Genomic DNA, 14,102 nt, shown 5'->3' with positions numbered 1-14,102 from the left:
TGTTGCAAAATATAAAAAAGACGATGAAAATTGTTGCCAGACAAAAAAGTTATGCATATCTTTGTCGCCGCTTAGATAATATAGTATCAATTTATTAAAGTAAAAAGAATCATGTATTTAGATTCAGCAAAGAAAAAAGAATTATTCGAAAAGTATGGCAAATCAGCTGCTGACACAGGTTCTGCAGAAAGCCAGATCGCTCTGTTCACAGTACGTATTGCACACTTAACAGAACACTTGAAAGCTAATCACAAAGATTATAGCACTGAAAGAGCTCTGAAAATGTTGGTTGGTAAACGTCGTCGTTTATTGGATTATCTGATCAAGACTGATATCGAAAGATATCGTTCTATCATCAAAGAGCTTGGTATCAGAAAATAAGAAACTACTTCTCCGGAAGTTCACAAAAGGACAACTCTTTAATGGGTTGTCCTTTTTTTCTTTCAGCAAATTGCATTGGGAAATGAAATATTAATGTAAATTTGCGGCGTTTAGTTACAAATTAAAAGATATACTAATAAAATCATACTTATGGGAAACAACAAAATTATCGGAGCCAAGATAAAAAGTATCCGTGATTCTAAACAACTTTCCATCGAAGAAGTGGCCGAACGTTCCGGCCTGAGTGTAGAACAGATCGAACGCATCGAAAGCAATGTAGATTTTCCTTCGCTGGCACCACTCATCAAAATAGCACGGGTACTGGGTGTTCGCCTGGGTACGTTCCTTGACGACCAGTCTGAACTAGGCCCGGTAATCTGCCGTAAAAAAGATAGTAACGATTCAAACAGCATCGGTTTCACCAACAATTCAATGGAAAACCGTAAACATATGGAATATCATTCTCTATCACAGGATAAATCAGGACGCCATATGGAACCGTTCCTGATCGACGTTGCTCCGTCGGAAGAGGGTGTCGATTTTGTCCTTTCGACTCATGAAGGGGAAGAATTTATATATGTACTTGCAGGTGTTCTCGAAATAAACTACGGAAAGAATACTTATATCCTGGAAGAAGGCGACAGTATTTATTACGATTCGATCGTTGCACACCATGTACATGCCGCTGCCGACAGTACAGCTAAAATTCTTGGAGTTGTTTATACCCCCTACTAACTAATCGGAAGAAAGAGATGGAAATACAATTGCAAGATAAAACGCTGGGGCAATGGCTCGAACACTGGGCCGAAACAAGCCCGGACAAAGAATATCTGGTTTATTCAGACCGCGACCTGCGTTTCACCTGGAAAGAGTTCAACGAACGTGTAGACCGGATGGCAAAAGGTATGTTGTCCATAGGTATCGAGCACGGCACGCATGTAGGTATCTGGGCCACCAATGTACCCGACTGGCTGACATTCCTTTATGCAGCCGCTAAAATCGGGGCTGTAGCCGTTACAGTCAACACGAATTATAAGCAGAATGAGCTGGAGTTTCTGGCAGAAAATGCCGATATCCATACCATGTGTATCACCGACGGTGTCTTCGACGGAAGCTATATCGATATGATGTATACCATGCTTCCCGAATTAAGGGAGTCACAGCGCGGATACCTGAAAAGCAAACGTTTCCCCAGATTGAAGAACGTGGTTTATATCGGCCAGGAGAAATACCGCGGCATGTATAATACCCCCGAACTGTTGTTACTGGGAGAAAACATCAGCGACGATAAGCTGGAAGATGCCAAAAAACTCGTCAATTGCCATGATGTTGTCAATATGCAATATACTTCCGGAACGACAGGTTTCCCGAAAGGCGTTATGTTGACACATTATAATATAGCCAACAACGGACTGTTGACCGGTGAGCACATGAAGTTCACTACCGACGACAAGTTGTGTTGTTGTGTTCCCCTCTTCCACTGCTTCGGAGTGGTACTGGCTTCTATGAACGTATTGACACACGGTTGTACACAGGTCATGGTTGAGAAATTCGACCCGCTGGTTGTCCTGGCTTCTATTCATAAAGAACGTTGTACGGCTCTTTACGGTGTTCCGACCATGTTCATTGCAGAATTGAACCATCCGATGTTCCCGATGTTCGACCTGACTTCGCTTCGTACCGGTATCATGGCGGGCTCACTTTGCCCGGTGGAACTGATGCGCCAGGTAGAAGAAAAGATGTTCATGCAGGTGACCAGCGTGTACGGTCTGACGGAAACTTCTCCGGGTATGACCCATTCCCGTATCGATGATCCGGCAGAAGCACGCCATAACACAGTTGGCCGCGACTACGAATTTACGGAAGTACGTGTCATCGATCCTGAGACCGGCGAAGAATGTCCGGTTGGCGTACAGGGAGAAATGTGCAACCGCGGTTACAACAACATGAAAGGATATTACAACAATCCCGCCGCCACCGCCGAAGTAATCGACAAAGATGGTTTCCTTCATAGTGGAGACCTCGGGATCAAAGACGAAAACGGATATTACCGTATCACCGGACGTATCAAGGATATGATTATACGCGGTGGAGAAAATGTCTATCCGCGTGAGATCGAAGAATATCTTTACCATCTGGAAGGGGTGAAGGATGTTCAGGTAGCTGCCGTCCCGTCAAAGAAATACGGAGAGGAAGTAGGTGCCTTTATCATCCTGCACGAAGGAGTGACCATGACCGACGATGTGGTAAAAGACTTCTGCCGCGGTAAGATCGCCCGTCATAAGATACCGAAATATATCTTCTTCGTCGATACCTTCCCGATGACCGGTAGCGGAAAGATACAGAAGTTCAAACTGAAAGATCTCAGTTTGAAACTGCTGGCCGAACAGGGCATCACTCCGGTATAACTAAGAATTTCCGGACATAGATAACGCAGAATATGCAGATTATCGCAGACTGCATTGATTATTAATCAAATAAGTCTACGTTTTTCTGCGTATTCTGCGTTATTTGTATATGCTCATTTTATTTGAAGAACTACCTTCTCCGCATTTCCACATATACATCTAGTTCCCAGTCGATTACAGTTTCCTCGTAGTTTCCCGTTTTGGAAACTCCAGTTTCCTCCGCAGGGAACTGCAATTTCCTGCCGGGGGAACTAGCGTTTCCTGCCCAGGAAACTGGAATTTCCTAAGCAGGAAATTTTGATGATACCAGGAGATGATATATGTTTGTCCCGAGGAATTATTCCTACAACCCAATAATTTGTTATCTTTGCCTCACATTTAAAATAATTAGTATTTATGTCACAATTATTTCCAACTAATCTGCCTTATAAAGTGGCAGATATGAGTTTGGCTGAATTCGGTCGTAAAGAAATCGAAATCGCCGAACACGAAATGCCGGGACTGATGGCTCTTCGTCAGAAATACGCCGATCAGAAACCTCTGAAAGGAGCCCGTATCACCGGCTCACTGCATATGACTATCCAGACTGCAGTGTTGATCGAAACATTAGTTGCGTTGGGAGCAGATGTACGCTGGGCAAGCTGTAATATCTTCTCTACACAGGATCATGCCGCCGCAGCTATCGCTGCAACAGGTGTTCCCGTTTTTGCCTGGAAAGGTGAAACACTGGAAGAATACTGGTGGTGTACCGACATGGCACTCCGCTTCCCCGACGGAAAAGGTCCGCAGATGATTGTAGACGACGGAGGCGATGCTTCTTTATTGGTTCACATGGGTTATCGTGCTGAAAACGATGCAGAAACGATCAACCGCAAAGGGGGCAACCACGAAGAGCAGGTTATCCTGGATACTTTACACCGTATCCTGAAGGAAGACAACCAGCGCTGGCATCGTACAATAGCCGAAATGAAAGGTGTTTCGGAAGAAACAACGACCGGTGTTCACCGTCTGTACCAGATGATGGAAAAAGGCGAATTGCTGGTTCCGGCTATCAATGTGAACGACTCTGTAACAAAATCTAAGTTCGATAACCTGTACGGTTGCCGCGAATCATTGGCCGACGGTATCAAACGTGCTACCGATGTGATGATTGCTGGTAAAGTAGTAGTTGTTGCCGGATATGGCGACGTGGGTAAAGGTTGCGCTCACTCCATGCGTTCGTACGGAGCCCGCGTACTGGTTACTGAAATCGACCCGATCTGTGCATTACAGGCTGCTATGGAAGGCTTTGAAGTAACTACTATGGAAGAAGCCGTTAAAGAAGGAAATATATTTGTTACTACTACCGGAAACTGCGACATCATCACTATCGGACACATGTCCCAGATGAAGGATCAGGCGATCGTTTGTAACATCGGTCACTTCGACAATGAAATACAGGTAGACAACCTGGTCAACTACCCGAACATCAAGCATACCAACATCAAACCGCAGGTAGATAAATATACATTCCCTACCGGAAACTCTATCTTCCTATTGGCTGAAGGCCGTTTGGTGAATCTAGGTTGTGCAACAGGCCACCCGTCATTCGTGATGAGTAACTCGTTCACCAACCAGGTATTGGCGCAGATGGATTTGTGGCAGATGGCTTACGAAGTAGGTGTTTACCGCCTGCCGAAGCGTCTGGACGAAGAAGTTGCCCGCCTGCACCTCGAACGCATCGGCGTGAAACTGTCTAAATTAAGCCCTAAACAGGCCGACTATATCGGAGTTCCGGTAGAAGGTCCGTACAAGGCAGACCATTACAGATATTGATCAGACTCTTTTATAAACGTTGTTTTTGCAGTTCTTCTAAGATCCTTATAATAAGACTGCAAAAACAACGTTTTCAGTATTACATGGTATTTCCATGCAATAAATAAGATTCAATTACCTATATGTTATACCGAAGTAAAGCACCTTTCAGACTGGGAATTGCCGGAGGAGGAACAGACGTATCTCCTTACTCAAACCTCTATGGCGGTGCCATCCTCAACGTTACCGTCAACCTATACGCCCATGCGACCATTCGTCCGCTCAATAATGGGAAGATACGGCTCGTCCACATCAACGAAAACATTACGGAAGAGTTTGACGCAGTAAGCCAGCTGCCGCTGGAAGGCCGTTTGTTATTGCAACGGGGTATCTACAACTCGATCGTTGCCCGATATAACAACGGGAAACCGCTTTCCTTCGAACTGATCACCCAGATGGATGTACCTTCCGGTTCCGGGCTAGGCACCTCCTCCACCCTTGTTGTCGCTATCCTCGGAGCATTTACCGAATGGCTGCGACTACCGCTAGGTAAATATGACATCGCTCATTACGCCTACGAAATCGAACGCATCGACCTGAATATGGCTGGAGGCAAGCAGGACCAGTATGCAGCGACCTTCGGAGGTGTTAATTTCATGGAGTTCCTGGAAGACGACAAAGTCATTGTCAACCCGCTCCGCATCAGCGACGATATCCTGCAGGAATGGGCGATGAACACGGTTCTTTTCTATACCGAACAGCAACGTTGTTCCGGCAAGATCATCGAAGAACAGGCCGAGAACGTCAAAAACAACAAAAACGATTCGCTGGAAGCGATGCATAATGTAAAACATGAAGCCTTCCGCATGAAGAACTGTCTGTTAAGGGATGAACTGATCGAACTGGGAAAAGCCCTCAACACGAGCTGGACCAATAAAAAGAAAATGGCCCGTAACATCTCGAATGAATTTATAGATCATATATACGAAACCGCCCTGTCTAACGGTGCGTTAGGTGGGAAAATCTCAGGTGCCGGAGGAGGAGGATTTATGTTCTTCTATTGTCCCGGAAATAGCTGCTACAAAGTATCCGAAGCATTAAGCAAGATGAATATCGGACGCATACAACAATTTGAATTTTGTAAGAAAGGACTCAACACATGGACAGTAAAGGAATAATCAGAAAGCGTTTGGAGCAACATTACGACGTTATCGGCCAAATCCTGGCGGATGAGAAGTTGCAGGATATGATTGCGCAAATTACGGAAACCATTGTTACCTGCTTCAAATACGGTGGTAGGGTTTACTTTTGTGGCAATGGAGGAAGCGCCGCTGATGCACAGCACCTGGCTGCCGAGTTCTCCGGTAAGTTCTATCTTGAGCGGGATATCTTGCCGTCTGAGGCTTTACACTGTAACTCTTCATATATCACAGCTGTTTCCAACGATCTCAGTTTCGACATCATCTATGCACGGCTGATTTCGGGTATAGGCAAAGCCGGCGATGTATTGATCGGCCTATCCACCTCGGGCAATTCCACCAATATCGTGAATGCATTCAAGGTCTGCCACGAGAAAGCGATCACCACTGTAGCCTTCACAGGAGCTGACGGAGGCCGCATGCGTGAACTGTCTAAGCTTCTGGTCAATGTTCCTTCCACCGATACACCACGTATCCAGGAGGCTCATATCACAATCGGACATATCATTTGTGAACTGGTAGAAGAAGAGATATTCGGAAAAAAGTAACATATGGAGTGTATCATACTGGCAGGTGGAATGGGAACCCGGCTACAAAGTGTAGTATCGGACGTTCCTAAATGTATGGCACCAGTTGCCGGACATCCTTTCCTGTATTACCTACTCACTGCATTGACTAAGGCCGGATTCAAGCATATTATCCTTGCCTTAGGATACAAACATGAAATTATCGAGGAATGGATCGGGACAAATCCCTTTCCGGTCAAGATATCTACGGTAATCGAAGATACTCCGCGGGGTACAGGAGGAGCCGTGAAACTGGCCTTATCGAAAGCGACAACAGACGAGGTGTTTATTTTAAACGGAGATACTTTCTTCGGCGTCAACTATCCGGAAATGCAAGACCTGCATAAACAAACACACGCCAGTACAACGGTCGCCCTGAAAAAGATGGAGAAGTTTGACAGATATGGCGTTGTCGATATAGAACCGCAGGCCAACCGTATCCTATGCTTTAACGAAAAACAATATTGTGAATCCGGGCTTATCAACGGAGGAATCTATCTGATCAACCGCCATGAGTTAAAGAATTTCCCTGATAAATTCTCATTAGAGAAGGATTTCTTTGAAACGACAGTCCATACTTCTACCCTTTCCGGATATATATCGGAAGGTTACTTTATTGACATCGGTATTCCCGAAGATTACGAACGTGCTCAAAGTGATTTTAAAGATGGTAAATACCCAATATAGTACGCTATTCCTGGACCGGGACGGGGTTATAAACAAACAACGTCCGCATGATTATGTCAAATCACCGGACGAGTTTATATTTATCGAAGGAACATTGGAAGCACTCAGGCTCCTCTCACCACTGTTCGATCATATTGTGATCGTCACCAACCAGCGTGGTGTCGGTAAAGGCGTTATGGGCATGGATGCATTAGAAGAGATACACGCATCTATGTTGGCTACGATAGCCCTTCGCGGAGGAAGAATTGATAATATATATGTTTGTACGGCCACCAGCGATTCCCATAAAAGCCGGAAACCGAATATCGGTATGGCCCTTCAGGCGAAGCAGGATTTTCCGGATATCGATTTCTCCCGTAGCTTTATGGCAGGCGATAGTATCAGCGATATGCTCTTTGCAAAGAATGCCGGAATTACAGGCGTTTTTATCGGAAATAAATATGGCCCGGGAGAGATTTCAAAAACACTCTACCAGGCCCATTATACTGATCTATTAAGTTTTGCTCAGGCTTTTTTCTTGTAATGCTTCTTCAACTCTGCCTCCACATCTACCTTTTGTTTAAGGATGACCTTACGAACAAAGGCATAAATAAAACCATTACCATAACCTCCTAACTGGATAAAACTGGTCACGATAGAAAGCAAGGCAATGGATAAACTCTTATTTACCCATAATGATTCCAGGAATAAGGCCAGAATATAGATGCCTAAAGGTAATAATGCCCAAGGACAAATAAACGAAGAAATCAACAGAAACAATACTCCCAAGACAAATACAGCAGGGAGCAAGTGAACCAACTTCAATGATTCCGGATGCATCAGATATAAATCCACACGGGCCATTCCAAACACATAAACCTGTTTGTAAAAGGATTTCAGACTCACACGGCGTTTATGATAAACATAGGCATCCGGAAATAACTCCACGGAAAACCCGGCCTTCCGGATACGTGTACTTAAATCTATATCTTCTCCGAACATATCCTTGAATCCGCCAACCTTGAGATAAGCCTCCCGGGAAAATCCCATATTAAATGTTCTCGGAACGAACTTCTCCAACCCTTTTTTACTACCACGTATCCCACCGGTAGTAAGGAAAGAGGTCATCGAATAACTGATTGCTTTCTGCATCAAAGAAAAAGAGGAATGCGCCCTGTCAGGCCCTCCGAAACAATCGGCATTTGTTTCTTTCAAATAGTCCGTCACTTTCTGGAAATAATCTTCCGGAATAATACAATCCGAGTCGAAAAAGACCAGATATTTCCCTTCAGCACGCTCCATCCCGTAATTACGGGTTAAGCTTCTTCCTGAGTTGGGTTTAAAGAAATAACGTACATTCAACCGATCGGCATACTCCTTGACTACTTCATCACACCGGATAACAGAGCCATCTTCTATGATCAAGACTTCAAAATCCTTGAATGTCTGCAACAACAGACTGTCCAACAATTCGCGAACTTCAACGGGACGGTTATATACGGGAATTATGATCGAGTAAGTTATCATTTATCTTTTATATCTGTAGTATTACGACTCTGCTGCCAGTACTTCCATCCAGACCAGCCAACTGCTGCTATTAACAGCAATAAAATTAAGAAAGAGCTGTAAGACGATACATAAGCTGCCGTTACATAAGCTTCAGGACGGAATTCGAAAACAATTGTATGTTCTCCTGCCGGCACCAACATTCCACGTAATATCCAGTCTGCACGGAAATGAGGGGCTTCTTTTCCATCAATCGTAGCTTTCCAACCCGGTTGATAGTATATCTCTGAAAAAACAGCCAATTGTTCAGAATCAGCCTTAGTTTTATAAGTCAGACGATTAGGACGGTATTTCTCAAGCACGATCGTTGCCGTAGAGTCCCGATGGGGAGTAAAACCTTCCAAATCCTTAGCGAAGCGTTTATCTACAACTGCTGTTTCCAACGGATTGATCACATTTAAAGCTTCTATCTCCGCATCTGCATTATCTACAATCTCCACCTTATTTACAAACCAAGCATTACCAAAAGCATACGGATTACGGATCGGAGCCTGATCTGGATTATAGATAATATAACGCATATTCAACATATTCAGCGAAGGTGATGCAGCCAGAACCGACATGATATCCTCTACCGATTGCGCTTTCTGCAATGCTCCGATAATATTCCTGTACTCGCCATCCAAACGATGATCGATCAACTCCTGATATCTGCGCAATTTAACTGCATGATACCCTCCAATAGAATGATGGAAATAAGAGATATTTGTATCCTGCCAGGGATTATTCAAACCGAATACACGGAATGACTCGTCTGTATCTTTGAAAATCTCTTTATCTGCAACACTTTCTTTATATGATTCCTGTGCCGTTTCTTTCACATAATTGCTATCATTCAAATAGCGACGATCCACAGTCCACAGATCAACCAGGATTAACAGAGCAATACCTGCACTCACAAACATAGCTGTCGCCTGCTTATTCTTCGATTTCCAGTACCACACAAGCAGTCCGGCACCTAAAAGAATAAAGATCAAAGAACGTAACGCATCAGCAGAAGCCAATGAAGCACGGTCCATCAATAACGCAGTATAATACCATTCCGGAACCTGATTCTGGAATTGAGCATCGTATGCCGAATGAAAATTCAATAACAACGACGGCATCAGACACAGTATTAAACAAAGGCCACCAGTTATTCCCAGGGACCAAAGAAAGCTCTTTTTCAAACGTGCTTCCTCAACCTTTTCCGCAAAGATTTCTTTCAAGCCCCAGATAGCGACAAGCGGGAACACCAGCCCAGGTATTACCAACGCCATTTCCACTGTGCGGAACTTATTGTATAATGGTAAATAATGGAACATGATATCATTAAATGCATCGAAGTTCCTTCCCAAAGCCAGAAAGGTCAAAAAGATGGAACCCGCCAACAACCACCATTTCATTGGGTTACGAATCACAAACATCCCCAGCACAAACAAGAAACAAACCAACGCTCCAAAATAAACCGGACCGGATGTAAATGGCTTATCTCCCCAATAAGTATAAGTCTGTATTTCCTTCCCTACTTGTGCACCGTTCTTTTTAAGCTCTTTGTACAATTCAGAAGAGCTATCTAAGGTTCCTCCCGATCCGCCGCCATATACGTCGGGCACCAAAACAGTAAGCAATTCTTTCCAGCCATAACTCCACTGGAAGGCATAATCTTTATCCAGACCGGTAGAAGCCTTCTCCACTTTTCCCGTTTCATCTGCTTTAGGAGTCAATTCAGATGCGCCACGAATAGAGTGTTGACCTAAATCCCAGTTTGAGTACATATGTTTTGCATTAGGCAACACAGCCAGAACAACACAGCCAGCCATAATCAATGAACATTTCAGCCATTCACCATACGCCTTTTGCTTAAACATCTTTATTGCATATCCCAGATAAATGAATAAACAAAGTAGTACTAAATAATAAGTAATCTGAATATGTCCATTATATAAAGAAAACGCAACACCTAGAAGGAACAGCACGGCTCCCCATAGCCATTTACGCTTGAATAACAGGAACATTCCAGCTAAAGTAACAGGCATATATCCAATAACATAGGCTTTTACTATATGTCCCGCTTCAATAATAATAATATTATAAGAAGCAAAGGCAAATGCGATAGCCCCAGCAATTGCCAGCCACCAGTTTACCCCCATGATACACATCAAAAGATAAAAACAAACCAAGCCAACAAAAACCATGGCAGCATCTCCATACCCTACTTTTTTCAACCAACCATCTATAATACTATAAGAGGGCAATTCCGGTGCTGGATTACCATATCCAGGACCATAGGGCATACCCGAGAACATAGCATCCGACCAAACGCTAAATTCTCCGGGCTCGGCGGTCTTTGCGTATTTATCAACCTGGCTTGCCCCCATACCCGTTGCTTTTATATTATCTCCCTGCATGATAACCTTGCCATCAAATACAGCTGGAGAAAAATAAACCATTACTAACCCTAAAAATAAGATCAGGGCAGCAACATGCTTACCCACATTTTTTACAACACTATGCATATATGTAATCTATAATATATTATTTATACTCTTCCTTTGAACCATTTAGCCGTATAAAAACGTATAGCAAACCAGAGATGGAATAATGACGTCGACACTACTCCGTAATACTGACACATAATATCGTACCTCTCTTTTAAAGAGGCTTTCCGTTGGGTTGTACTTACGCCTCCATCCAGAAAGTTAGCAAGGTTCATTCGCATATTATATATCTTATGTGCACTTTTCATACATCGGATACACCATTCGAAGTCAGCCGAATAACGATATTTTAAATCATATAACGGAGCAATAGTACGTTTTGTTATAAATGACTGGTGACAAACTAACATCCCCATCCTGAAACTTTTCCATGTAAGTTTTTTAGGAGCCTTCAATCTTCGCCTTCCCAATGATTTACCATCTTCATCAACAATAATTGTTTCACCATATATTATATCTGGTAAAACTTTCTTCTTTTGGATTAAATTCACAACACTTTGTACAGTATCAGAAGTATACAAAGAATCTCCGGCATTAATGAACCACACATAATCACCTGTAGCCTTTTGGAGCCCTTTGTTCATAGCATCATATATACCTTTATCCGGTTCACTGACCCAATAAGAGAGTCCGGAAGCATATTGTTTGATAATGTCTACAGTACCATCGGTCGACCCTCCATCAATAATAATATATTCAATATTCGGATACGACTGGCTCAACACATTCAAAATGGTCGACTCCACCCAACGGGAAGCGTTATATGTAATTGTTATGATTGAAAAAACTGGTTGTTGCATGCCTACTAACTTAAGTATAAAAAAACAGAATATTAAAAACCAACCATGGTTAACAGTCGTTCTGCTACTTTTTTCGGAGCATAATTTTCTAAAACAAATTCCCGCCCATTTGCTGCTATTTCTCCTAACAAAGATGATTCTTTGGGCCTTTCCGAATCTCTGGCAAGTAGAGTCTTTAATTTATTAATATTCTTAATATCTATACCAATGTAATGTTTATCATTCTCAGGCATTACAGGCAAAACACATCCATATTTTTCCAAATCAATATGAATAACACAACAAGCTGCGGCCCAAGCCTCCCATAACCTCCAAGAGTCCCATTGACGAACTCTATCCCATTCATAAACATGAAAAATATCATTTATTTCACGCACTATCTTAGCTGTATATTTATTATGATTTCCTATCGGAATAGCAAAAACTCCACCATAACATGCACACACAGAACTCATAGATAACTTCTTATAATATTGGGGATAATGTCTTGCACCTGTTTGTTTCCAAAACAAGAGGTCATCCCCGCCCAAATCCTTCGATGAAAATGCATCATAATCAGTATTCCAATACATATATTTTGAAAAAATTGGCTGAATAAGATCATTTACATAATCACGCAATTGATGTTTGGCCCTAAAATTCACAAGTATCTGATTCTCTCTCTCACTATAAATTAATGGAGATACAGCATTTAAAACTCTATTACACAAACCAAATTGCCAAGGATAAAAATTTATCGGATAATTGTACTTTTCATTATAGTGGCATTTTAGTACATAATCACATGAACGAGCTCCTTTATTAAAGCCCGGAGTTCTAACCCCATCACTTTCATCAATAAAAACAGTTATAAAATTTCTTGGGGATTTGTTCAAATTTAAGAGAATATTGTCTGCATTCGGATTTTTATAAAATTCATTATGTACAAAAATAATATCAGCTTCCTGCATTTTAAAACTATTACTATGCTTTATAAGATAATCTAGGCTTACACCTTTCAAGCAATTATCAAAGTCTGCATAACAGCAAACTCCCAGTTCTTCAAATCCTTCTGCTAAACAGATAAATGGATAAAAAGTTTGTTCTCCTTTTAAAGGATTTCCAAAATAAAAAAAAACATTCATCAAGTAAGTACTATTACATCAAAATTCACCTAATTCTCTCATAGACATCACAGGTACCCCTAACCATCTTATTTAAAGAAAATAAATCCAATCTATTTTTCCCCTGAATTCTTAGTTGCTGAACATATTCTTTATTAGTTAACAGTTTATTTACTGCATCCAATATAGAATCACTATTTAAAGGATCAAAATAACATGCCGCATTACCTGCTATCTCTGGAAAACAACTAGAATTACTTAGGCATACAGGACATCCATTCTTAAATGCTTCTAAGATAGGTATACCAAATCCCTCATATAAAGATGGATACACAAAAAACAATGCATATTTATAAAGTGATGCTAACTGTTTTTCTGATGCACTTAAGTGAAATAATTGATTAGAAATTTTCCATTTGTTAAAGAGAGCAATCTCTTTTGAAGCAAAAAATTGTCCTGTACAAACAATTTTCAAATCAGGTTCATTTAATAGTAATGGTATAATGGCCTCAATGAAACCATAAAAATTTTTATATCCCTTACGCTCACCCACATACAAAATATAATTATTGAAGAGAGGCTCTTCTAAACTATCAGATTGAGAATATCCATGATAAACTACAGATATTTTTTCTGGATGAATACCAAATAAATCAATTAAATCTTTTTTGGTATTTTCGCTTACCGAAATTATATGAGCTGCATTCTTACACAATAAGAACTTTTGCTCCGATGTATTATCATATGGTTTAAAATACTTCGGATATTTTTCATGAATCATATCATGGATCGTTAATACAAAAGGTCTCTTTATCTTTTTAAGAAAATAGGTATCATAATAAGTTGGATGAAACAAATCATAAGTATTTGAACCAATGACCCTCTTTGACAAAGAGTTATTGAAAAAATAATAAATACGTCTTTTTACTCTAAATGAAGATATACAAGGAATTTTTTTACATCCAGAAAATAATTCATTCGACAAATATTGATTTTCTGAAAACAGAATTGGCAATTCATATTCATATCCTTCAGGCAAATTAGTCATTAAATCACAAAAATATCGAGTTACTCCACCAAATTTTTGAAAAGAAAACATTTGATGATCATATAATATCCTCATATTCAAAATATTAATA

The 14,102-nt window shown here is 41.4% G+C and carries 13 protein-coding genes; 8 read left to right on the top strand and 5 right to left on the bottom strand.

From position 1 onward, the window contains the following. The first annotated feature begins 111 nt into the window (after positions 1–111). The 8 genes from rpsO (at position 112) to BQ7394_RS24955 (ending at position 7,558) form a co-directional block, all read left to right on the top strand. Positions 112–381: a 30S ribosomal protein S15 gene (gene rpsO, locus BQ7394_RS24990; protein WP_075559871.1), complete on the top strand. Its 270-nt coding sequence runs from the start codon at positions 112–114 to the stop codon at positions 379–381. A 150-nt stretch (positions 382–531) separates the two neighbouring features. Then, positions 532–1,116, top strand: coding sequence for a helix-turn-helix domain-containing protein (locus BQ7394_RS24985; RefSeq protein ID WP_075559870.1), 585 nt, complete (start codon positions 532–534; stop codon positions 1,114–1,116). Between the two features lie 17 nt (positions 1,117–1,133). Then, positions 1,134–2,789 (top strand): AMP-binding protein, encoded by a 1,656-nt coding sequence (locus BQ7394_RS24980; protein ID WP_075559869.1) that lies wholly within the window; start codon positions 1,134–1,136, stop codon positions 2,787–2,789. Positions 2,790–3,185: 396 nt separating this feature from the next. Then, entirely contained in the window at positions 3,186–4,604 is a 1,419-nt protein-coding gene (gene ahcY / locus BQ7394_RS24975) for an adenosylhomocysteinase (protein WP_075559868.1), read from the top strand. A gap of 122 nt (positions 4,605–4,726) precedes the next feature. Then, complete coding sequence (locus BQ7394_RS24970; protein ID WP_075559867.1) at positions 4,727–5,761, top strand: GHMP family kinase ATP-binding protein; 1,035 nt, start codon at positions 4,727–4,729, stop codon at positions 5,759–5,761. Further along, the gene (locus tag BQ7394_RS24965) at positions 5,743–6,330 is read left to right on the top strand and encodes a D-sedoheptulose-7-phosphate isomerase (RefSeq protein ID WP_075559866.1); all 588 of its coding nucleotides are present in this window, start codon (positions 5,743–5,745) and stop codon (positions 6,328–6,330) included. Before BQ7394_RS24970 ends, BQ7394_RS24965 begins: the two co-directional genes overlap by 19 nt. A gap of 3 nt (positions 6,331–6,333) precedes the next feature. Next, entirely contained in the window at positions 6,334–7,035 is a 702-nt protein-coding gene (locus BQ7394_RS24960) for a nucleotidyltransferase family protein (RefSeq protein WP_075559865.1), read from the top strand. Next, positions 7,016–7,558, top strand: a complete 543-nt coding sequence (locus tag BQ7394_RS24955; RefSeq protein WP_075559864.1) for a D-glycero-alpha-D-manno-heptose-1,7-bisphosphate 7-phosphatase — start codon at positions 7,016–7,018, stop codon at positions 7,556–7,558. Before BQ7394_RS24960 ends, BQ7394_RS24955 begins: the two co-directional genes overlap by 20 nt. Here the strand turns inward: BQ7394_RS24955 and BQ7394_RS24950 are convergent. The 5 genes from BQ7394_RS24950 to BQ7394_RS24930 are packed head-to-tail and all read right to left on the bottom strand — an operon-like array spanning position 7,540 to position 14,086. Then, a complete protein-coding gene (locus BQ7394_RS24950; RefSeq protein ID WP_075559863.1) occupies positions 7,540–8,541 on the bottom strand; it encodes a glycosyltransferase in 1,002 nt (333 codons plus the stop codon). The two genes, BQ7394_RS24955 and BQ7394_RS24950, sit on opposite strands and share 19 nt — an antisense overlap. After that, positions 8,538–11,078 (bottom strand): YfhO family protein, encoded by a 2,541-nt coding sequence (locus BQ7394_RS24945; protein ID WP_075559862.1) that lies wholly within the window; start codon positions 11,076–11,078, stop codon positions 8,538–8,540. Before BQ7394_RS24945 ends, BQ7394_RS24950 begins: the two co-directional genes overlap by 4 nt. A 23-nt stretch (positions 11,079–11,101) precedes the next feature. Continuing rightward, positions 11,102–11,860 (bottom strand): glycosyltransferase family 2 protein, encoded by a 759-nt coding sequence (locus tag BQ7394_RS24940; RefSeq protein WP_075559861.1) that lies wholly within the window; start codon positions 11,858–11,860, stop codon positions 11,102–11,104. Positions 11,861–11,892: 32 nt separating this feature from the next. Further along, a complete protein-coding gene (locus BQ7394_RS24935; protein WP_075559860.1) occupies positions 11,893–12,984 on the bottom strand; it encodes a glycosyltransferase in 1,092 nt (363 codons plus the stop codon). Between the two features lie 25 nt (positions 12,985–13,009). Next, complete coding sequence (locus BQ7394_RS24930; protein ID WP_075559859.1) at positions 13,010–14,086, bottom strand: glycosyltransferase family 4 protein; 1,077 nt, start codon at positions 14,084–14,086, stop codon at positions 13,010–13,012. Positions 14,087–14,102: the final 16 nt, after the last annotated feature.

Source organism: Parabacteroides timonensis, assembly GCF_900128505.1.
GTDB classification, from domain to species: Bacteria; Bacteroidota; Bacteroidia; order Bacteroidales; family Tannerellaceae; genus Parabacteroides; species Parabacteroides timonensis.
Note: the sequence above shows the minus strand (reverse complement) of the source record. Positions and strands in the feature narration are given on the sequence as shown.

Bases quoted from the DNA above. Each gene is read 5' to 3' on its own strand.
- BQ7394_RS24930 (WP_075559859.1), bottom strand. From the start codon at position 14,086: ATGAGGATATTATATGATCATCAAATGTTTTCTTTTCAAAAATTTGGT.
- BQ7394_RS24955 (WP_075559864.1), top strand. From the start codon at position 7,016: ATGGTAAATACCCAATATAGTACGCTATTCCTGGACCGGGACGGGGTT.
- rpsO (WP_075559871.1), top strand. From the start codon at position 112: ATGTATTTAGATTCAGCAAAGAAAAAAGAATTATTCGAAAAGTATGGC.
- BQ7394_RS24970 (WP_075559867.1), top strand. From the start codon at position 4,727: ATGTTATACCGAAGTAAAGCACCTTTCAGACTGGGAATTGCCGGAGGA.
- BQ7394_RS24985 (WP_075559870.1), top strand. From the start codon at position 532: ATGGGAAACAACAAAATTATCGGAGCCAAGATAAAAAGTATCCGTGAT.
- BQ7394_RS24960 (WP_075559865.1), top strand. From the start codon at position 6,334: ATGGAGTGTATCATACTGGCAGGTGGAATGGGAACCCGGCTACAAAGT.
- BQ7394_RS24935 (WP_075559860.1), bottom strand. From the start codon at position 12,984: ATGAATGTTTTTTTTTATTTTGGAAATCCTTTAAAAGGAGAACAAACT.
- ahcY (WP_075559868.1), top strand. From the start codon at position 3,186: ATGTCACAATTATTTCCAACTAATCTGCCTTATAAAGTGGCAGATATG.
- BQ7394_RS24980 (WP_075559869.1), top strand. From the start codon at position 1,134: ATGGAAATACAATTGCAAGATAAAACGCTGGGGCAATGGCTCGAACAC.
- BQ7394_RS24950 (WP_075559863.1), bottom strand. From the start codon at position 8,541: ATGATAACTTACTCGATCATAATTCCCGTATATAACCGTCCCGTTGAA.
- BQ7394_RS24940 (WP_075559861.1), bottom strand. From the start codon at position 11,860: ATGCAACAACCAGTTTTTTCAATCATAACAATTACATATAACGCTTCC.
- BQ7394_RS24945 (WP_075559862.1), bottom strand. From the start codon at position 11,078: ATGCATAGTGTTGTAAAAAATGTGGGTAAGCATGTTGCTGCCCTGATC.
- BQ7394_RS24965 (WP_075559866.1), top strand. From the start codon at position 5,743: ATGGACAGTAAAGGAATAATCAGAAAGCGTTTGGAGCAACATTACGAC.